Here is a 20,839-nt window from a genome sequence, read left to right as displayed (position 1 = left end):
GAACATGAACACTTATCTGATAATAATTTTAGCAATAATAATAGGCGGTTATCTTCTTGATCTCCTTGTTGAAACTTTAAACCTTAACCATGCTTCGCCGCAGCTGCCTGAAGAATTCATCGGTTTTTATGATGCTCAAAAGTATAAAACATCCCAGGAGTACTTAAAAGACAACACTAAATTTGATTTTTTATCCGACGGATTTTTTACCGCTTTGACCATCATTTTTATAATGCTCGGCGGTTTCAATTTTGTCGACGGCATCGCAAGAAGTTTTGGTTTTGCGCAGATTTTTTCAGGGCTTATCTTCGCGGGTATGCTTTTGTTCGGTCTTCAGGTATTAAAGATACCGTTTTCTTTATACGAAACATTTGTTATAGAAGAAAAATACGGTTTTAATAAGACAACTTTGAAAACATTTTTTTTAGACATACTAAAATCCTGGGTGCTCCTCGTCATAATAGGCGGGCTTGTATTTTCAGGTGTTATATGGTTTTTTGCCAGATTTGGCGCTCTTGCCTGGCTGTACTCATGGCTGGCTCTTACAGTTTTCCAGATATTTTTGATCTTCATAGCTCCTGTTATTATAATGCCTTTGTTTAACAAATTCATACCTCTTGAAGAAGGCGAATTAAAAACCACCCTTGAAAAATATGCAAAGGAACAGGATTTCAAGATGAAAGGGCTGTTTAAAATGGACGGCTCAAAACGTTCCACTAAATCAAATGCGTTCTTTACCGGATTTGGGAAATACAGGAGGATAGTCCTTTTTGACACGTTGATAGAAAAACACAGCGTTGACGAACTTGTATCCGTGCTCGCTCATGAAATGGGGCATTATAAACTAAAACATATCTTGAAATCCATTATAACTTCAATAATTACAACAGGGGTAATGTTTTTCATATTGTCATTGTTCATAAACAACGCGGAACTATTTAAAGCATTTAAAATGGAAAACATCTCGGTCTATGCAAGCCTATTTTTCTTTGGCTTCCTTTACGCTCCCATAAATATGATTTTTTCTGTAATAACTAGTATAATGTCCAGGGTTCACGAGTTTGAGGCTGACGCTTATGCGGTCCATACTTACAAAAAAGCTGAAGCGATGATAAATGCTTTAAAAAAATTAAGCGTCAACAATTTGTCGAATTTAACACCTCACCCATTAAAGGTTTTTTTAGAATACAGCCATCCGCCGGTACTTGAAAGGATAAAGGCCATAAGGGCAATGCAAAATTAGCAATTAGCAATGCAAATATTGTATTTTTTCAGGCTTTAAATTTTTATTTTGAAATGTACAATGATAATTGCTAATTTTATAATGAATCAGTAATATTGAAAATTATGCTCTGCTATTTGCAATTTCGTAATATTTTAATATAATATTACCAGGTTGAAAGTTCTTAAATTATAAAGGGAGGCTAAAATGGCTGAAGGAAGATGTATGAAATGTAAAAAGACCGTAGAGATCAAAGATGGTAAGGAAAAAGTAATGAAAAACGGCATGAAAGCAATGGCAGGCTGCTGTCCTGCCTGCGGAACAAAAGTTTTCAGGATCTTAGGAAAAGCGAAATAAAATAGAAAAAACAAAGCTTAATTTAATGAAGCAGCCTGGCTACAGGTAAATATTTAGTCAGGTTGCTTTACATTTTGTTTTTACTCTCACGGGAGAACGTATGCTCGCAAAAGAGATAATGACCAAAGACGTCATAACTGTCAAGCCGGACATGGACGTTCACAAGCTTGCTGAGATGTTCATCGACAGGAACATCAGCGGCGCGCCTGTTGTGGACGATAACGGCGGATTCCTAGGGCTTGTGCTCGAAGACGGCATTATTTTCAAAGATACAAAAGTGCACCTTCCGACTTTTGTCTATTTCCTTTCGGGATTTTTTACTCTGGGCGAGAAAAAATTCGAGGATGAACTGAAAAAAATATCAGCAACAACTGTTTCAGGCATAATGGATGAAAAACCCATTACTATAACTCCTGAAGCTACTATGGAAGATATAGCAACTTTAATGATAGATAAAGCAGTCCATTATTTCCCGGTTTTAGAAAACGGCAGGCTGAGAGGAGTTGTAACGAAGAAAGATATTGTAAAAGCTATAGCAAAAAGCCAGATATAAGCATTATGTGATAAGTAATAAGCAAGCTAAAACGGAAACTGATAGTTTATTAAACCTGTCTCGTCTCTCATCGTTATTATTTCTTTTTGCAGGACTTCGTTCACAGGAACACCTTTATTTTTTCTGTCTTGCCAGGCTATGAACTCTTTTTCCCCGGCAGTGTATATCCTGTCCTGGCCCGGCATTTTCTTAGATGCCCTCAGTTCACGAAGGATATCCCCTGTTATCTTTTTAAACCTGTTCAGGTCTATAAAAGACTCAATATTTATAACGATAAAAAAATGGCCAAGGTGATACGGGGCCGGTTTGCCGTCCTTAACTCCTAAAAGGCCTTTTAAGAAACTTCCGTCCTGCAATGCCGCCGAGAGTATCTCCACTACCGTAGCATACCCGTAACCCTTATACCCTGCTGTTTCTTCACCTATACCTCCGAGAGGCGCAAGCGCAGCCGTACCTTTTACCAGGTCTTGAAGTATCTGGTGAGTGTCCGTCCTGGTCCTGCCGTTCTGGTCTATTACCCAGCTTTCCGGCAATTCTTTGTTTGCCCTGTCATATAATTCAATTTTCCCGCGCTGTGCCAGAGAAGTTGCACAGTCAATGACAAAAGGGAACTCTTCATCGCTCGGGATGCCGAATGTCAGAGGGTTTGTCCCAAGCATATTTTCAACGCCGAAAGTAGGCGCAACAGAAGGCCTTGCATTGGTGCCTGTTATACCTATCATTCCTTTTTCCGCTGCCATTAAGACGTAATAACCCGCTATGCCGTAGTGAGTGGAGTTGCGCACTGCCGTCATGCCAAGCCCCAGTTTTTGGGCTTTGTCTAGGGCGATTTCCATTGCCTTTTTTGAGATAACGTGGCCCATGCCGTCATGCCCGTCTATAACAGCGGTTGCCGGGCCTTCTTTTATGACCTCAAATTTCGTTTTCGGGTTCTGGATCCCTGATTTTATCCTGTCATAGTATATTGATTTAAAACGCGCTATTCCGTGCGAATCTATCCCCCTTTTATCCGATGTGATAAGGACATCGGCACAGACTTTAGCATCTTCTTCCGGTACCCCGACTGCTTGAAAAACATCTGCCATAAACCTTTCTAACAAATTAAAATCCACCCATACCACTTTATCGTTCATTATTTAACCCCTTATATAGACTACAGACTGCAGACTTTAAACTGCAGACTACAGACTTAAAATCTTTTTTTGCCTGCAGTCTGTGGTCTGTAGTCTGATGTCTGTGGTCTGCCTTTTCTATTTTATTATAGCAAGTTTTCCGATAACTTTCTGTTGGCCAGCGTTAGTATTTGTGACCAAATACAGATAAACCCCTGATGCAAGTTTGTCGCCGTCTTTGTTCTTTGCATCCCATTGGTAAATACCGTCCCCGTCATTTTCTTCAAAATCCTGGACAACTTCACCCGCTATATCCAATATCTTTATCCTGCTATTATTAGCAATCCCTGAAAATATGATACCGCCCGGGTTGTTTAAATAAGGGTTGGGATAAGCTATTACCTTGCTTAAATCATTTGAGCTTTTAGCGCTTACAGGAAGAGTACTCTGTACACCTATTGAATTAGCTCCTGCGCTAACAGAACCAATAAGCTCTCCGCTCAAAGAATCATAGAACTTTGCTGTTGCTAAGGTATTTGCTGGATTAAATGCCATCCAGGTTTTTCTTCCGTTCCTGTCAAAAGCAGCAAACGAAGGCATATTTGAATAAACGTTTGTATCGGGTTTTCCTAAAAGGGCGAATAATTTCAGCCAGGAATAAACGGCGGTCTTTGAATCTGCGTCATCATAAGAAATATCATCCCTGAATCTTCTTATGGCAGACTGCGGGTCAAAAAAAGACTGATACTTCCAGAATATATCATACCATTTGTCTTCTGTGCCGCCATTTATTTGTACCATGTGGTTATAGTTTATTCTTGCATAGTCAGCGTTATACCCCAGATAAAGCATGGACGGTGTCAGGGGCAGTATCTGTATCCCATGTATGTACTCAGGCTCGGAGCCGAACCATGTATTGTAATCAACTTTTCCGCCAAAGAGCCTGCCGATGCTTGAATGGCCGTAAGTTTGCGAATAGGTGGTGTTATCCGTATCAAAATAATACTCCTGTAGCGCAGAATTCTCAAGTGCATAGCCGCATATTCCAAGGGTCCTGTAAATATCTTTATTCGTTGCCATACCCCACAGATAGATTCCTGCCCAGGAGTTCATAGCTTCAGAAGACGATTCCTGGTCGTTTCCATCATCAGATAAAGCCATGCCGTTGGCCCAGGAATGGCCTTCATACGGGTCAAATGTCCGCAAATACGGAAACATAGCGTCATTTCGGTATGGTGAAGCGTATGAGCGGATCAACAACTCGACCATATCACCATAATCTGTTTTAAAAGATATATCATACATCGCAAGTACAGCGCTTGCATATACGTAATATCCAAGCACAAAATGCTGGTCTTTTATGGTGTGCAGGTAAAATTCAGTCTCCATGTTGTACCCGAGCATAGCGCCCCAGGTTTTATCGTAATAGAAAAACGAGCCTGTTTTGCCGTTTGTATAGGTAAACCAGTCTAAAAGGCTTGCCTTTAGTTTTGCTATCAAAGAATCCCTTGTACCTATTTCTCCGAGCTGGTCAGCTATCGGTATCAGGTTTGCTACTTTTACGAGCTCTTTTCCGTGGTAATAAACTGTATCGTACTTGAAGGTATAATCCTTGTCGTCATTTAGAAGAGTTTTTAAGTATTGGTCGTCCAGGTTCCCTGACAATAAAAGGTAGGGCATTATACCGTGAAACCTGTTTGACACTGTAAAACTATCAGCTGCTATTACTTTCATATCCCCGCGCAGGGTCGGAAAACTGTATATTTCGCTTATACCCGAAGCATTTTTCCATTGGTGGGGAAAAAGAGCTATCAAAGTTGTATTCTGGTTGAATTGTTTTGGCTGGGTTGTGGCAGTAAAACTGCTTGTAACAACGCTTTTTGCGGTATCGAACGAACTGCCGTACTCAGTGTCCGTTATAAAAGCATAAGCATAGTTTCGTAAAAATGAAAGGCTCGCTTTATCTTTCATTAACCCTATAGACATGAAATCTTTGCCTGCAGGCAGAGTTATATTTACTATATGGCCTTTATTGGTTATACTAAAAACGCTGTTATTTGGCAGGAACACGCCGTAGTATATTTCTTTGCCTGTAGCATAATCAAGGTACCTTAGAGAAAAAGACTCTCCGGTAACAGGGTTGTCCCAGGCGATAAGGTTTCCGGCTGAATCGTAAATATCAAGCTGCCCCAAACCCCATTCTAAAGGAAAAGCTATCATCGGGTTTACACCTGAAGAAAAATTAAAATATGTAAATATAAATCCGTGCCCGTAAGTTGCAGTAAAGTAGTTTGATGGATCAACGCTGTCCTGCCATATAGAAGTCAACGACCAATCCCCGAAGGAGTCAACTTTTACGCTCTGAACTGTTACAGTGCTTGAAATGCCGTTATACATTCCCTGGACAAGCAACTGCTGCCTATAAGGTGCAGATAAATCGCTCCCAAAGGATACATAGTCCTGGGACGGAATAGTTTCAGGATAACCTATCAAGAACCCTTGTGATATACATTTGTAACAAAGGGGATAGGCATACATCCTGGAGGAGTAAGAAGAACTTAACACTGAAGTCCACCAGTCGCTTGACGGCACAGGTGTGCTTATATTTGAAGTTGCATAGAAATTAGTCTGGGGTTTTAGCTTACCTGAAGGAAGGGTGTCCGTATAACTTGCTGCGCCGATATTTATGACTCCGGCATATATCTTTGACACTGAAAAAAGGAATAGAAGAGTCAGAATTACTTTTCTCATGCTCACTTTTTAGATTTAATGTCCCTTTCCATTTCTCTATTTATATCCCTTTTACGCAGGACTTCCCGTTTATCATAAACCTTTTTTCCTTTTCCAAGCCCCAGAGAGACTTTGACCATATTTTTCTTAGAAAAATACAGCTCAAGAGGAATCACAGCCAGCCCTTTTTCTTTTGTCCGCCCGGAAAGCCTGTTTATCTCCCTTCTGTGAAGGAGCAGCTTTCTTTTTCTTCTGGGGTTATAATCAATAACATGGGTTGACTGCTGGAGGTAAGGCGCTATATGGACATTATCAAGGTATGCTTCATCTTTGTCAAAACGTACTATTCCGTCAACCAAACTTGCCTTTGACTGCCTTAGAGATTTTACTTCATACCCCTCAAGCACTATCCCCGCCTCAAAGCTCTCCAGTATTTCATAATTATGAAACGCCTTCCTGTTAGAAGCAATGATTTTCTTATCGTTTTTTTCCATTATCAGGTATCAGATACTATACTATTTTATAATTTCTTTGTTCCAAAGTTTTTCTAAAAACACTTTCCACGGCAACACTGTAATACCACCTATTTTCCTTGGATGTAAATCCTGCGTTACAATAATGCTATATTTTACCCTGTATTCTTCGCTGAATGCCTTTAACCCTTTTAAATGATGCGGCATTGCCATATCCGTTGATTTGACTTCAAGTGCTATTTCGTGATCGCCAAGGATAAAATCAACTTCATATTGTGAAGCTGTCCTCCAGTATGCAATAGGGTAATCTATCCCTGAATATTTACTATGAGCATATATTTCCTGATATATAAAATGCTCAAATGCTCTGCCAAATGCCTCGCTTCTTTGTGCAATGGGGCCTCTTTTTAAAAGATGATTGGCAATGGCTACGTCAAAATAATAAAACTTTGGCGCCAGTATGACCCTGCGTTTAGGTTTTTTCTGAAAGGACGGCAGGAACCTAGCAATCAAAGTGTCTTCCAAAATTTGGAAATATTCTTTAATTGTATGCGAGCTGACTCCGCATTCTGATGCTATATTCTGATAATTAACTATTTCACCGTTAGAAAAAGACGCTGCTTCAAGAAACCTGGCAAAACTTGGTATTCTGCGTACCATGGCTTCTGCTGCTATCTCTTCTTTTAAATAGTTCCCAATATAGGATGAAATTAAGACATCAGGTGTTTCTGAAATGTAATGGGTTGGAATAAGCCCGTGGTTTAAAGCTCTGAGGAGTTTAAAATCTTTTATTTCAGCGCTTACAAGAGGATAAAGTTCGTAACGGATTGCCCTGCCACCCAGCAAATTGCCGCCGGAACGGATAAGTTTTCTCGGGCTTGAACCGCAAAGGATAAATTGAAGCTTCTTATTAACTATAAACCAGTGCACTTCGTCCATCAATGCCGGTATTTTTTGAACTTCATCAATTATAATTACACTGCCGGATTTTATGTTCGATTCAAGAAGCTGTTCTCTCATAGCATAGGGACGATTAACAAGCCTCTCGTACTCTTGGGATAAAAGCAGGTCAAAATAAATACTATTGGGAAATCTTTGGTGAAGGAGCGTGCTTTTACCGGTCTGCCTTGCCCCCCAAAGGAATGCACTGTTATTTCCTATATCAATGAATTTTTGAAGTCTTTTATACATGATAATATGAGACTCTACTTCATTATATCATGATGATATTAAAATGTCAATACATGATTACGATACTCTTTCCGGTTAGATGCAATGATTTATTTTTCGCTTTTTTCCAATTTATATCCAAAGTATTAGAATATCTTCTTCCAGCGTTTAAAAGCTTTTATATCTGCTGAAGTCAAATTAAAAAACTCGCTGTCATTCATTCTTTTTGCCATAACCGTTTATGCCAGTAAGCTTCAATACCACTCGGGTCATCGGTTTTGATTGAATGAATTAAGACAGGATTCTCAGCTAATTGCATCTTAATTTCTTTTCCACACCTTACAGTATCATTTGTTCGTCCAATTCTATAATAACGCCCTGATTTAAAAAGATATACTTCGCCTAATTTTTGATTAATGTCAGAATTATCAATTTTATCTATTAAAGTAGGTTTTTCAAGGATTGGTTTGCATAGTTTTATAATATCATCATAACCTTTTCTACTTGTGCAATATTCTAATATTTTCTTCGCAAATTCTTGTTTTGATCCATATTTTCTAAAATAAACCGTCATTCCTGGGAATTTCGCATCTCTACGCTTTTCAATGCTAAGTTCATCAAAAGTTGGAAATTTATTTAACTTACGCATAACACCAACCACTTTTTCAATAATAAACTCATCAGAATAAGCAATAGTAAGTTGGTTTGGCATAAAACCTGCTTCACTTTGTGCATCTCCAAACCTAGGCCAATATTTCTTCCATTCATAAACCTTTATTCCAGTTTCTTTTTCAAAACCTGATATACCTAAAGGCTTACCTCCGTTCTCTTTTGCGGTTCTTCGTATTTCATCAATAATTTTCTTTTTTAAATCTTCCATAATACCCCACAATAAAGTTAATGCATCTATGTCAATTCTCTATGCAATGCATAGCGAATGTGCATATTTTAATTATATAAATTTAAATTGCCATGGTTTAATTTCGAAAGGACCATACTTCATGATGTTTTTGGGGTTTGTTTTCTTGACAGTTTCTCAAGGTTGCCTGGTTTCGTAGCGAGTAAATCATATTTGGAGCGAAACGAAGGAATTTTTGACGCTGCGTAGCATCGCTACGTTAGGAGAAAATTCCGAAGTTGCAGCCCAAATATGATTTACGCAGTAGAAACAAAGACAACTTTGAGAAACTGCCGAGTAAGGGAGTTGAACCCATACGACCTTGCGATCACTAGCTCCTGAAGCTAGCGCGTCTGCCAGTTCCGCCAACTCGGCATTAAATCAGTGACCAGTTACCAGTAAACAGTAACCAGTTAAGACCAAACCTAAAACAACAAAATCAAGGAACTCGAACCCGTCAGGGCGAGTTGTGGAGTTTATCCCGCCGCAGCTTTAGCGAAGGCGGACCAACTCGGCGTTAAATCAGTGACCAGTTACCGGTGAACAGTAACCAGTTAAAACTAAACCAAAACAATAAAATCAATGAACCCGATCCCGTTAGAGCGAGAGTCTTTACCTTTACCAATCTACCGGTTTCTTACTTTCACTCTCGGTAAAACAGATTTGACTATATAATCTATATTGAATGGTTTCAACAAAAAGTCCATAGCCCCCAACCGGAAAGCCTCTATGACTTGTTCAGCATCTTTAAGAGCCGTTATCATTGCGATCGAAACATCCTTATCTACTTCCCTCATATCCTTAAGGACTTCAAGGCCGTTTTTTTTGGGCATCGATATATCCAGCAAAACAAGGTCGGGTTTTTCGGTAAGTAGCTTTTTTACAGCTTCAGTAGGGTCGCTGACCAGGATTACTTCGTATTTCATATTTTCAAAAAATATCTGCAAAAAGTCCAATACAATATTATCGTCATCTACAACTAAAATCCTCATCCTTGCCGCCTGTTTTTAATATCACCGGACTGTTTTTTAACGCCAAACAATATGTCTTTCCGTCCTGAGTTGTTGACTCTAATTTTTCTTACCGCTTACACCTTAACACTTACTACTGTTGTTCTTACCGTTTTCGCAGCCTTACTCGTGGTAACAGTGAGGTTACTATATAATCTATATTAAAAGGCTTCAGCAAACAATCTATCGCACCTAACCGGAAAGCTTCAATGATCCGTTCTGCATCTTTAAAAGCCGTTATCATTGCGATCGGAACATCCCTGTCAATTTCTCTCATCTCTTTGAAAATTGCAAGCCCGTCTTTTTCAGACATCCTTATATCCAGCAAAACAAGGTCGGGCTGTTCCTTGACCAGGCTTTTTAAGGCATCTTTATAGGTATTTGACTTTATAGCTTCGTGCTGTAAACTTTCAAAGAACATACCCAAGAAATCGAGCACGGGCGCATCGTCATCTACTATTAAAATACGCATTTTGTTATTCCTTTTATAAGTTATTAGATTTGTTTTTTGACCGCAAATAATATATCATTTAAGAGTGAACTTGTCAAAAAACCGCAGCGGCGCCCCTATAACAGGAGCCAAGGACTCTTTAAATAACGCTACCTCCAGACTTCCTCATACTCCAACCCCCGTCAGGGGGTTTTCATGCGTAGGGAAAAATCCCATTATTGAGTTTAAAAAACTTATTAATATCATGGACCGGCTGCGCGGTCCGGGCGGATGCCCCTGGGACAAGCACCAGACTCACGAATCGCTTATAAAGTATTTATTCGAGGAATCCCTGGAGCTTCAAACCGCTATAAGGAATCAAGACCTGGAGAACATTAAAGAAGAGCTTGGCGACATCCTTTTACAGGTCGTTTTCCATAGCCGTATCGCCAGCGAAACCGGTTGTTTCAATATAGCCGATGTTATTTCAGAAATCAACAAAAAATTGATAAGGCGGCACCCTCACGTCTTTGGAAAGAAAAAACTGAAAAACTCCGCTCAAGTAATAAAACAATGGAAAAAAATAAAAGCCCTCGAAAAAAAGAATAAAATAAAGTAACAAATAATTGCAAAATTAATCCCGCAATAGCGGGACTAATTGATAATTTTTAAATTTGCAATTCCTCTTTGAGAGGGTCATGTCCACGGTATGATCTTCTTCCACCACGATTCTGCTTTTTCTTCTATAACCTTGACACGAATATTGTTTTTGACCCTTGCAGTCCCTATAATTCCTGGGGCATAACTGACCTGGACTTCTGATTCTTCACCGTTAACCGATATTTTCCTGACAATGGCGGGCAAGGGTATAGTGTTATCATCCCGTTTACTGCCTATTAAATGTGCCAGATAATGGGCAATGTCCCTCGTATCCGAGATCAGGGATAATACAACATCTCCTTCATTTAAATTAGAAACCGGTTTTCCTAGGCTATCTTCAAAAAAATCAACTTTCAGCCATATGGAGCCGGCCTCGCTTTCAGATATCATTACTCTTGTATTAGGAGTAATATCATCACCCGGAAGTTTCCTGAACTGAGCCAGGTTAAGTTCTTCGAGCTCTATCTCTATGGTCACTTTATCCGGGCTGAACAGGTTACTTAAAAGACCCGATATATCCTTAATATTGCCTCTGACCAGCATTTCTTTATTAGCTTCAAAATAGGGGCGCATCTTTTGTTCTATTTCCTGAGTAAAATCCGGGATACTCCCTTCATCGAGACGGTAAGAAAATATCAATTTTTCTAAAGCATACCAATCCATTTTCGGTGAATTCTCATAAATGGTCGGGTTATAGGAAACGACTGTCCTGAGCCTGAGTATCTCCTGGGTTTTTGTGTTTAATACTATTAATAAAAGGCCGTACAAGTTTTTATCCTGGAAATAAAATTTCCCCTTAAGGGCAAAGATATGCCTGAGCAGGCTTTCTATGGTCCTTATTGCATTTTCCAGGTTCTGGTTCGATAATTCAAGGGCAAGTTCAGCTTCCCCCTGGTCACAGCCTGTCTCTTCCATTAACAATCGTATATTTTCCTGCATAGACTTGTCCTAAATTTAGCGTAGAGCGTGGAGCGGATAGCGTATAGAAAAACTCGAATCTCTACTATACGCTCTACGCTAAACGCTATCCGCTTTTTTTGTTGTGCCTACGCTCTCGGATGCGACTTATTGTATATCCTCTTTAGGCTTTCAGTAGTCACATGCGTATAAACTTGTGTCGTAACCAGGCTTGAGTGGCCCAGCATTTCCTGCACGCTCCGCAAATCGCACCCCCTGTCCAGTAAATGAGTAGCGAAACTGTGCCTTAAGGTATGAGGGCTGACTTTTTTTATAAAACCTGCTTTTAAAAACCACTGGTGTAGTGTTTTTCTGGCTCCGCGGCTTGAAATACGCTTCCCAAAACGGTTTATAAATAAAGCAGGTTCGCTGCCCGGGTTTCTTCTTGTTTCCTTTATATAATCATGCAGCACGGACAGGGATTTGTCTCCTACAGGCACTATCCGCTCCTTGTTCCCTTTCCCCCAGACCCTGACCAGCCCCTCAATAAAATTGATATCATTTATATTCAGGCTTACCAGCTCCTCTATCCTTATTCCACCGGAATATAAAAGTTCAAGCATTGCCCTGTCCCTTAACTTTATTTCATTAAGCGAAAACAGTCCCCTTATTTCTTCCTCGCTTAAAAAAACAGGTATCCTTTTTTCCTTTTTCGGGGTTGAGACATACAGAAAAGGGTTTTTTGCAACTATTTTTTCTCTGGTTAAGAATTTGAACAAAGACCGCAGCGCCGCTGCTTTCCTTATTACAGAAGACCGTTTCAGGTTTTTCTTGCCAAGGAAAGAGAGGTATTCGCGAAATATTATCCGCTCGCTTTGATGCGGTTTCTTCGCAGGGTAATTATCTTTCAAAAATGAATAGAAATCTCTCAGGTCAGCTTCGTAAGCCCTTAATGTGTTTTTTGAGTAATTCCTCTCTGCCCTCAGATATTGAAAGAATTTTTTTGCGTTTATATCTAATTCCGTTTTAATTACTTCTTCATTTTTCATCTTGTTCTTTATTGCCGTCTTCTTTGGGCAGCCTTTTAGTATTCCTGCATCCCGGAAATCCCGAGCAGGCTAAAAACGGGCCTCTTTTGCCGAACCTTTTAAGCATCGGTTTGCCGCACTTTTCGCATACCTGCCCCGTAGCTTCAGGTGCCGGTTTAACTATTATATCGTTGTTTTTATCTATGGAAAATGTAGTACGGCATTCTGGAAAACCTGAACAGGCAAGGAACCTGCCCCTCCTTGAATCCCTTATCACCATAGGTTTGCCGCATTTAGGACAGATCTCTTTTGATTCTTCGGGCTTTATTTTTTGCCGCTCCATATTCTTGTCTGCCTGCTCAAGGTCTTTACTAAAGGGGGTATAAAATTCTTCTATCACCTTGGTCCACTTGCTGCTGCCTTCAGCGATAAGGTCAAGCTTTTCTTCCACGCCTGCAGTAAACTCTATATCGACAATTTCGGCAAAATGCTTTGCCAGGACGCTGTCGACCAGACTGCCGAGCTGCGTAGGAAAAAACCTTCTTTGATCCATGCGGACATAGCTTCTGTCCTGTATAGTTTTTATTATCGGAGCATAGGTCGAAGGCCGGCCTATGCCGTGTTCTTCAAGAGCCTTTATAAGGCTCGCTTCATTGAACCTCGGAGGAGGCTCAGTGAAATGCTGTTCCGGGTAAAGTTTTATCAAACTTAGCTTTTCCCCTTCAATAAGGTCTGGGAGGCTGCTGTCTTTGTCATCCTTTTCTTTTCCGTTATCATTTTCAAGGATCTCATACACCTGCAGAAAACCGCTGAATTTCAGGGTCTTTCCCGTTGCCCTGAAAATATAGTTTTTAGCCTTTATATCGCAGGAAAGCGTATCATAAACTGCATCTGTCATCTGGCTTGAAACAAACCTCTGCCATATAAGTTCATACAGTTTAAATTCGTCGCCGGAGAGGTATTTTTTTATATCGTTCGGGGCCCGGTAAACAGATGTCGGCCGTATAGCTTCATGCGCTTCCTGAGCGCTTTTTGATTTTGTTTGATAGATCCTTTGTTTTTCGGGCAAAAAGTTTTTTCCGTACTTTTCTTCTACATACTTTTTGGCCTCCTTTTGCGCCTGGACGGCCACGTTAAATGAGTCAGTCCTCATATAAGTTATCAAACCCACGTTTCCCTCATCTCCGATAGGCATGCCTTCGTACAGCTTCTGGGCCATCATCATGGTTTTGGCAGCCGAAAAATTTATCCTTCTTGAAGCATCCTGCTGCATTGAGGAAGTAATATAAGGAGGCAGCGGGGAACGGCGCTGTTCTTTTCTTTCTACCTTTGACACGACATATTGGGCATTTTCGAGGTCTTTTAATATAACATCAACAGCTTCTTTATTCTTTACATCAAGTTTCTCGTACCTTACAGTTCCCTTTGAAAAAAGGTTTGAAATAAAGTGGGACTTATCCTCTTTTTCTTTTTCAAGCTCTGCATGCACGCTCCAGTATTCCAGGGAGTTGAATTTTGCAATTTCCTTTTCTCTTTCGCAGATAAGATGAACGGCAACGGACTGAACCCTTCCTGCAGAAAGGCCGTACTTTATCTTTTTCCATAAAAGAGGAGAAAGCTTATAACCTACCAGGCGGTCAAGGACCCTTCTTGCCTGCTGGCTGTCCACAAGATTAAGGTCTATTTTTCTTGGATTTTCAAGCGCCTCTTTTATGGCGCTCTGCGTTATCTCGTGAAATGTTATCCTCTTTATTTTAGTATCAGGCAGGTCCAGGGCTTTCTGCAGATGCCAGGCGATGGCTTCTCCTTCGCGGTCATAATCAGTGGCAAGATAAACCAGTTTTGTTTTCTTTGCTCCCTCTTTTAGGTCCGGCAAAAGCTTCTTTGCCTTAGGCATGATAATATAAGACGGCTTGAAGTTATCTTCAATGTCTACCCCGAGTTTACTGCTCGGCAGGTCCCTTATATGCCCGTAAGAGCTCAATACCATATAATCTGAGCCCAGCATCTTTGATATTGTTTTTTCTTTTGTCGGCGATTCCACTATGACCAGGTATTTTGGCGCTTTCATTTTTCAACCTTTTACAGCTTAATGATTTTTTACGTAAATTTTCCCGGGTAAACTACGAAGTATCCCTTTTAGTTCAAGGTTCACTAGAGTCGAAGAAAGTTCACCGAAAGGGATATCCAGGTTCTCAAGAAAATAATCAATTGAAACCCCCTCTATATTGTTATCCAGGATATCCATTACTTTTCTTCCTTTTTGATCAAGCTCTATATCTTCTTTTTCTCTTATGATACTTGTTGACTCCTTCTCTTTTAGCCACACGGCCAAAGGTTCTATTGACTCTAAGACTTCTTTTGCGCCTTCAACAAGTTGAGCTCCTGATTTTATTAAATGGTGAGTACCCCGGCTGTATTTCGAGAATATCGGGCCTGGGACTGCAAAAACATCCTTTCCCTGTTCAACGGAATACCGGGCAGTTATCAGTGCGCCGCTTTTTATATCCGCCTCAACGACCAGAGTGGCAAGTGAAAGTCCCGAAATTATCCTGTTCCTTCTAGGGAAATTCTGCCTGTCAGGCTCTATATCTAGCGGGAACTCGCTTATTAAGGCCCCTTGCTTAACTATTTTTTCTTCGAGCTTCCTGTTCTCCGGCGGGTAATGCCGGTTAAGCCCGTTTCCAAGGACCGCCAGAGTCCTCCCGCCAGCATTGATCGTTGAGCTGTGCACTTCGGTGTCAATGCCTCTTGCAAGGCCGGATATCGTAGTAACTTCGTACTTTGCAAAATCTTTTGCAAATTGCAAAGCGGCATTCCTGCCGTAATTAGTCGGATGCCTGGTACCTACGATACCTACGCTTAAGATATCAATATCCTTTATTTCGCCTTTTATATAAACAACGGCAGGGTAATTATATAAATTTCTAAGGGCCTTTGGATACTCATATTCAAAACATGTTACGATATTAATTCCAAGTTTTGCGGCAAGCTCTATCTCTTTATCTGTATCTACTTCATTTTTTGCTCTTGCTATTTTCTTTGACAGGTTTTCATTGATGTCTTCCACCAGGTTTAACTCTTCCCATGAAGAATTTAAAACCTGGACAGCTGAACCGAACCTGTTAATTAAATTCTGAAACCGCACCGGCCCGATCTCAGGCAATAAGACAAGAGTAATAACTGCTTTTTTTTCTATGTCCATGAGAGGGATAATTAAGCCCCGTCAAAGAACCACGTCTTTAGCGGGGCAATAACTAACGACAGTTTGAAAACAGCCGTGTTTTATTATTCGATCCTGACAACGTCTTCCAGCTGTATAGGTTCATAAGTTACTATGACTTTAGCGGAAGACACCTTAGTCCCTATCTTATTAGTAAATTCAAGGCGGCCTATCCTTCTGACTTCATAACCTAGATATTCTTTGGTTTTGGGATCTTTTAAATGTTCTTCTTTCCTGTATACATTGCATTTTGTTCCGGCTCTGATTTTCCCGGGATGAATATTAACATAAACCGTATCCCCGGTCGAAATAAGGAGCTTTTTATCTTTATCCCCTATTATAACTCCGTCAATTTGCCAGGAAGTGGGGACTATAAAACTCTCGGCTTTTATGTCTTTGTCGACTCTCCGCTTCATTTCTTTTGCTGGTTCAGTTTTTACGACCTCATCGATTTCAGGTTCTCCTTCTGCTTCCTTAGCCATCTGTGCTTCCTGTTCTACCTCTTTTTGTACTTCTATATTGGTCTCTCTATCCTGTTTTATGTCCTGTTTTGCATCGGTATTTTGTACGGCATTAGTTGCATTTTTGGAAGAAGTATCATTTGAACCTGCGATTTTTATTTCATTTGTTTCATCCTGCACACCCCGGCGAGGTGCACCGTAAGACATACAGGCTAATAATCCGGTCAATAATGTTGCCAAAATTAACTTGCGCATTTTACCTTCCTTTCCCCATCCAGGGCAGGGCCTTAAGTATTTTTTATACTTATTTTTGTTTTCCTATACGCTCTGAGTTTACCCTTCCGCAGTCCGCCTCTGAATCTGTAGCGGACGAAAGAGGGCTGATATTGAGTATATTAATTCTATTTTTTTATTCTTAGATTGTCAAACCAGCCTGTCTAGGTTGCGATAACCTATCGCCTCGGCTATATGTGAGGCCTCAATGTTTTCTTTATTTTCCAGGTCTGCGATGGTGCGGCCAACCTTAAGTATCCTGTCATAAGCCCTGCCTGAGAGACCTAGCCTTTCTATGGCACCGTTCAATAGGTCTTTGGTTTGTTTATCCAGTTGGCAGTATTTTTTTAAATCGGACGTATCCATCTGGCTGTTACAATATACTCTTTTATTTTTATACCTTTTTAGCTGGACATCCCTTGCCTTCACTACCCGGGACCTTATGTTCGAAGATGGTTCACCCGGTTTGTTCTCGCCGACAAGGTCACAGACTTTTAAAGCCGGCACCTCGATATGGATGTCTATCCTGTCCATCAGCGGGCCTGATATCTTTGGCCTGTACTTTTGTACCTGGTACGGCGTACAATTACACTCTTTTTGCGGGTGGGCAAAATAACCGCACGGGCATGAACGCGTTGCCTTTCGGCAGGATTACGCTTCGCTCTCAAAAACCAATGGATTCCGCGTATCCCGAAAATCTCGTAACTTTGGGAGATCACATAAGAAAAAGACGGCTCGATCTCAAGCTGACGCAAAAGCAAGCCGCCCGAATGATTGGAACCAACGCCACATCAATCTGGGAATGGGAGATTAACCTTCATTCCCCTGTTATATCATTCGTTCCAAAGATCGTAAAATTTCTAGGGTATATACCTTATAGCAAAGATTTTTCGGAATATAAAGATAAGCTGATATATTTCCGCAGACTTTCGGGTCTAAGCCAGGAGAAACTGGCCGCTCTGCTCCAGGTTGATGAAAGCACAGTTGCCTCATGGGAAAGGGGCGAACATAAGCCTACAAAGAAACTTTTGAACAAAGTGGAAAAACTATTATTTCAACCCTTTGATTAAGTCCCTTAAACCATTGGCACCGGCATAAAAATCTTTGGCCCAAAGCATACGGTCGAAATCACGCAATGAAAGATTGCTCTCGCGGGCCAATTCTTTGCACGCGTTCAAATATTCAAAATATGCCGTTTTGCTCGCGGTCGGGTTGCCGTTTATCTCTTTGCCGTATTTCTTTATGGCCGCGCAAGCCCTGTAATCCGCGACCGTGAAATCATCTGGATAACAAACCGATAAAATCGCGGAAGCGATTGGAATGCCTATGTACGGCACCGAATCCAGGATATCCAATTTTAGTCCGGGCGTATCGGCTTTTGAAACTTCTGTCATTATTCCTCGAACGGTCTTCCCGTTCTTGAGTATGCTGTCGCGGATTTTTGTTTTGGATCGATTCGATTTCCAAATCAGTATGGCGAAAAACTCTTCGGGAGCGAGAAAGCCTCTTTCTTTGAAAGCCGCGCTCACTTCACTAAAAAGATAGTTTTCAAGAAAATAATACTTTATATATTTTTCTGAATCGTTCATCGCCATTATTCTATCACCAAGATTCGGTGTCAGGCTTCACTAAGTATACTAACTGTTTTTCAACATAATGTATCAAACTGAAACCGAGTAGCGTCTGCTGCGGCGGGTACCAACTGGTACGATCCTTTTTGTTTTTAAGAGGAATCCCAGTGCCTTATATACTCCCTGGCGGCTGATTTGATATTTTTTCATAAGCTGCGCTATAGACTGCGGGCCATCAGTTGAAAGAAGAGATAGTATCTGCTTTTGTGTGTCAGAGAAAGCCGGTAATTTTTTTAAGTCACCCTGTGCCAGTTTAAGGCGATTATATGAGCGTTCAAGGCCCTCAGCGGTAATATCGGATATGTATTCTATCCAGTCGGGAAAGCCCCCAGGCTTTCTTGCCCTGCTCAACTGCGAATAATATAACTGCCTGTTTTCAAGCAGAATGTCGTCCAATGTAAAAATGTGCAGGGTATCAAAACCCCTGCGATATAATTCCCATGATGCCAGCGCCCGGGCCACCCTGCCGTTACCATCACGGAAAGGATGAATCGTGGCAATCTCAAAATGCACTATGGCGGAGCTGACAACAGGATGATATTCTTTTGCGTCGCCATTTAACCACTTTATAAACTCTTTCATCAATGGCGATACTTTTGAGTAGACCGGCGGGGTATGGTCGCCTACATATACTTGAATTTTTCTGTATTGTCCGACCGGGCCGCCTTCAACCGCATTTTCGCCGATAAGTTTATGCAAATACAGAATATCTTTTTCTGAAATAGTTTTTTGTTTCTCCTTCTGTCTTATCCATCTGACTGCATCGAGATAATTCCTCACCATCTGAATGTGTTTTCCCGGCTTACCCGGCATCCCGCCGTCGGCCACCTGCCTAACTTCTTGCAGCGACAGTGTACTCCCTTCAATAGTTGTAGACGCGTATGCCATTATAATCGCTGACTCTTTTTCTATTACAGGAACAAAAACACCTTTCAGGTGGTTTTCAGCGATCCTACCACGCAAGTAATCGATTTCAGACAAGATTTTTATGACTCTCTGATTTATTATAATTTTCTGCATTTTATTTGCTCTCCGCTAGTCAACTATATGTAAACCTTATGTCTACCATATTTTACATAATAATCTGCTTTAAATCAAATGTTACTCAAGCTCATTTCATTGTCATATTTACTGGTCTAGGTTAAGGTATTGCGGGTATAAAAGTCGCAGGGATTTCAGATGACCCTGTCCAGGTTGCGGTATCCGATAGCTTCGGCTATATGCGATATTTCTATATTCTCTTTTCCTTCCAGGTCTGCGATGGTGCGGCCGACCTTAAGTATCCTGTCATAAGCCCTGCCTGAGAGACCGAGCCTTTCTATGGCACCGTTCAATAGGTCTTTGGTTTGTTTATCCAGTTGGCAGTATTTTTTTAAATCGGACGTATCCATCTGGCTGTTACAATATACTCTTTTATTTTTATACCTTTTTAGCTGGACATCCCTTGCCTTCACTACCCGGGACCTTATGTTCGAAGATGGTTCACCCGGTTTGTTCTCGCCGACAAGGTCACAGACTTTTAAAGCCGGCACCTCGATATGGATGTCTATCCTGTCCATCAGCGGGCCTGATATCTTTGCCCTGTACTTTTGTATCTGGTAAGGAGTACAGTTGCATTCTTTTTGCGGGTGGGCAAAATAACCGCACGGGCACGGGTTCATGGCACCCACAAGCATGAAATTTGCCGGAAATAAAAGTGAAGCCTTGGCACGCGAGATTGTTACAGAACGCTCTTCAAGCGGCTGGCGCAATACTTCCAATACATCCCTGTGGAATTCTGTGAACTCATCAAGAAAAAGGACCCCGTTGTGGGCAAGGCTCACTTCACCGGGCTTTGGAGTATTTCCTCCTCCTACAAGAGCTATATCGGATATCGTATGGTGGGGCGACCTGAAAGGCCTTTTCTTTACTAAACCTTTCCCGTGCGGCAGAAGCCCTGCGACCGAATGTATCTTTGTTGTTTCAACAGCCTCATCAAAAGTAAATTGCGGAAGAATAGAAGGCAGGCGTTTTGCTAACATGGTTTTGCCTGAACCCGGAGGGCCTATCATAAGGATGTTATGGCCGCCTGCACAGGCAACCTCTACCGCACGTTTTGCAAACTGCTGGCCTTTTATATCACAAAAATCAAAAATCTCAGGTATGTTTTCATCAGACGGTTCTGCTACTATCTGTTCAAAAGGCAGAACCTCTTCTTCCGAATTCAGGAAACGTACCAGCTGGGCCAGGTTTTTTATAGGGAATACTTCTATCTCTTTGATAACGGACGCTTCACTGGCATTGCTCTCCGGGACTATTATCCTTTTTATCTTATTGCTCTTCAAGCTTAAGATAACGGGAAGCATTCCTTTCACCGGCCTGAGGCTGCCGTCTAGTGCAAGTTCTCCGACAAAACAAAAATCTTTTAATTTTTCATTTTTTACTTTCTCCTGCGCCGACAGGATACCTAGGGCTATCGGCAGGTCAAAAGCAGTGCCTTCCTTTTTTATGTCCGCAGGGGCCAGGTTTATTGTTATGCGCTTTCCTGGAAAATCAAAACCCGAGTTCCTTATGGCAGAAATCACCCTGTCTTTTGACTCTTTGACCGCTGCATCGGGCAGGCCTACAACGGAAAAACAGGGAAGCCCTTTTGAAATATCTATTTCAACGTTTATTAGATATGCATCAATGCCATATACGGCACATGACATTACTTGTGCTAGCATAAGCGG

At 41.1% G+C, this 20,839-nt stretch carries 21 protein-coding genes, 1 tRNA gene and 1 pseudogene; 5 read left to right on the top strand and 18 right to left on the bottom strand.

Going from position 1 to position 20,839, the window contains the following annotated elements; all coding sequences use genetic code 11:
• Positions 1-4 precede the first annotated feature (4 nt).
• The 3 genes from LHV68_07735 to LHV68_07725 all read left to right on the top strand — a co-directional run bounded on the left by LHV68_07735 (position 5) and on the right by LHV68_07725 (position 2,132).
• The gene (locus tag LHV68_07735; protein ID MCB4791763.1) at positions 5-1,243 is read left to right on the top strand and encodes a M48 family metallopeptidase; all 1,239 of its coding nucleotides are present in this window, start codon (positions 5-7) and stop codon (positions 1,241-1,243) included.
• Positions 1,244-1,429: 186 nt separating this feature from the next.
• Complete coding sequence (locus tag LHV68_07730; GenBank protein ID MCB4791762.1) at positions 1,430-1,579, top strand: DUF5679 domain-containing protein; 150 nt, start codon at positions 1,430-1,432, stop codon at positions 1,577-1,579.
• Positions 1,580-1,679: 100 nt separating this feature from the next.
• Positions 1,680-2,132 (top strand): CBS domain-containing protein, encoded by a 453-nt coding sequence (locus LHV68_07725; GenBank protein MCB4791761.1) that lies wholly within the window; start codon positions 1,680-1,682, stop codon positions 2,130-2,132.
• A 26-nt stretch (positions 2,133-2,158) separates the two neighbouring features.
• On the opposite strand, the gene LHV68_07720 is transcribed toward LHV68_07725, so the two are convergent.
• From LHV68_07720 to LHV68_07685, 8 genes are all read right to left on the bottom strand, one after another.
• Positions 2,159-3,265, bottom strand: a complete 1,107-nt coding sequence (locus LHV68_07720) for an Ldh family oxidoreductase (GenBank protein MCB4791760.1) — start codon at positions 3,263-3,265, stop codon at positions 2,159-2,161.
• Between the two features lie 117 nt (positions 3,266-3,382).
• Positions 3,383-5,995 (bottom strand): T9SS type A sorting domain-containing protein, encoded by a 2,613-nt coding sequence (locus LHV68_07715; GenBank protein MCB4791759.1) that lies wholly within the window; start codon positions 5,993-5,995, stop codon positions 3,383-3,385.
• A 2-nt stretch (positions 5,996-5,997) separates the two neighbouring features.
• Positions 5,998-6,468 (bottom strand): SsrA-binding protein SmpB, encoded by a 471-nt coding sequence (smpB, locus tag LHV68_07710; protein MCB4791758.1) that lies wholly within the window; start codon positions 6,466-6,468, stop codon positions 5,998-6,000.
• A 21-nt stretch (positions 6,469-6,489) separates the two neighbouring features.
• Positions 6,490-7,638 carry an AAA family ATPase gene (locus LHV68_07705; protein ID MCB4791757.1) on the bottom strand — a complete coding sequence of 383 codons (1,149 nt, stop codon included), beginning with the start codon at positions 7,636-7,638 and terminating at the stop codon, positions 6,490-6,492.
• A 196-nt stretch (positions 7,639-7,834) separates the two neighbouring features.
• The gene (locus tag LHV68_07700) at positions 7,835-8,497 is read right to left on the bottom strand and encodes a GIY-YIG nuclease family protein (protein ID MCB4791756.1); all 663 of its coding nucleotides are present in this window, start codon (positions 8,495-8,497) and stop codon (positions 7,835-7,837) included.
• 309 nt (positions 8,498-8,806) lie between these two features.
• Positions 8,807-8,890, bottom strand: a tRNA-Leu gene (locus LHV68_07695).
• Positions 8,891-9,141: 251 nt separating this feature from the next.
• A complete protein-coding gene (locus tag LHV68_07690; protein MCB4791755.1) occupies positions 9,142-9,507 on the bottom strand; it encodes a response regulator in 366 nt (121 codons plus the stop codon).
• A 124-nt stretch (positions 9,508-9,631) separates the two neighbouring features.
• Positions 9,632-9,997 carry a response regulator gene (locus tag LHV68_07685; protein ID MCB4791754.1) on the bottom strand — a complete coding sequence of 122 codons (366 nt, stop codon included), beginning with the start codon at positions 9,995-9,997 and terminating at the stop codon, positions 9,632-9,634.
• A gap of 70 nt (positions 9,998-10,067) precedes the next feature.
• Between LHV68_07685 and LHV68_07680 the strand changes: the two genes are divergently transcribed.
• Positions 10,068-10,574 (top strand): MazG family protein, encoded by a 507-nt coding sequence (locus LHV68_07680; GenBank protein MCB4791753.1) that lies wholly within the window; start codon positions 10,068-10,070, stop codon positions 10,572-10,574.
• Between the two features lie 77 nt (positions 10,575-10,651).
• Here LHV68_07680 and LHV68_07675 read toward each other — a convergent pair whose 3' ends face one another.
• The 7 genes and pseudogenes from LHV68_07675 to LHV68_07645 all read right to left on the bottom strand — a co-directional run bounded on the left by LHV68_07675 (position 10,652) and on the right by LHV68_07645 (position 17,136).
• The gene (locus tag LHV68_07675) at positions 10,652-11,554 is read right to left on the bottom strand and encodes a hypothetical protein (protein ID MCB4791752.1); all 903 of its coding nucleotides are present in this window, start codon (positions 11,552-11,554) and stop codon (positions 10,652-10,654) included.
• A gap of 107 nt (positions 11,555-11,661) precedes the next feature.
• Positions 11,662-12,561 carry a tyrosine recombinase XerC gene (locus tag LHV68_07670; GenBank protein MCB4791751.1) on the bottom strand — a complete coding sequence of 300 codons (900 nt, stop codon included), beginning with the start codon at positions 12,559-12,561 and terminating at the stop codon, positions 11,662-11,664.
• Entirely contained in the window at positions 12,551-14,611 is a 2,061-nt protein-coding gene (topA, locus tag LHV68_07665) for a type I DNA topoisomerase (GenBank protein ID MCB4791750.1), read from the bottom strand. Before topA ends, LHV68_07670 begins: the two co-directional genes overlap by 11 nt.
• A gap of 18 nt (positions 14,612-14,629) precedes the next feature.
• Positions 14,630-15,745, bottom strand: coding sequence for a DNA-processing protein DprA (gene dprA, locus LHV68_07660; protein ID MCB4791749.1), 1,116 nt, complete (start codon positions 15,743-15,745; stop codon positions 14,630-14,632).
• Positions 15,746-15,828: 83 nt separating this feature from the next.
• Positions 15,829-16,479 (bottom strand): hypothetical protein, encoded by a 651-nt coding sequence (locus tag LHV68_07655; GenBank protein ID MCB4791748.1) that lies wholly within the window; start codon positions 16,477-16,479, stop codon positions 15,829-15,831.
• 168 nt (positions 16,480-16,647) lie between these two features.
• Positions 16,648-17,004 (bottom strand): hypothetical protein, encoded by a 357-nt coding sequence (locus LHV68_07650; GenBank protein MCB4791747.1) that lies wholly within the window; start codon positions 17,002-17,004, stop codon positions 16,648-16,650.
• A pseudogene (locus LHV68_07645) lies at positions 16,987-17,136 on the bottom strand (ATP-binding protein). The gene LHV68_07650 and the pseudogene LHV68_07645 overlap by 18 nt, the downstream one beginning before the upstream one ends.
• 131 nt (positions 17,137-17,267) lie before the next feature.
• Here LHV68_07645 and LHV68_07640 point away from each other — a divergent pair.
• Complete coding sequence (locus LHV68_07640; protein ID MCB4791746.1) at positions 17,268-17,567, top strand: helix-turn-helix domain-containing protein; 300 nt, start codon at positions 17,268-17,270, stop codon at positions 17,565-17,567.
• Here LHV68_07640 and LHV68_07635 read toward each other — a convergent pair.
• From LHV68_07635 to LHV68_07625, 3 genes are all read right to left on the bottom strand, one after another.
• On the bottom strand, positions 17,547-18,092 hold the full coding sequence (locus LHV68_07635; protein ID MCB4791745.1) for a hypothetical protein: 546 nt from the start codon (positions 18,090-18,092) through the stop codon (positions 17,547-17,549). The two genes, LHV68_07640 and LHV68_07635, sit on opposite strands and share 21 nt — an antisense overlap.
• 66 nt (positions 18,093-18,158) lie before the next feature.
• Positions 18,159-19,148, bottom strand: coding sequence for a Fic family protein (locus LHV68_07630; protein MCB4791744.1), 990 nt, complete (start codon positions 19,146-19,148; stop codon positions 18,159-18,161).
• A gap of 155 nt (positions 19,149-19,303) precedes the next feature.
• The gene (locus LHV68_07625; GenBank protein ID MCB4791743.1) at positions 19,304-20,833 is read right to left on the bottom strand and encodes a YifB family Mg chelatase-like AAA ATPase; all 1,530 of its coding nucleotides are present in this window, start codon (positions 20,831-20,833) and stop codon (positions 19,304-19,306) included.
• Positions 20,834-20,839 lie beyond the last annotated feature (6 nt).

This window comes from Candidatus Liberimonas magnetica (assembly GCA_020523885.1).
GTDB lineage: Bacteria > Elusimicrobiota > Endomicrobiia > Endomicrobiales > JAFGIL01 > Liberimonas > Liberimonas magnetica.
The sequence above is the reverse complement of the archived record's forward strand: the minus strand, read 5'-3'. Positions and strand labels throughout refer to the sequence as shown.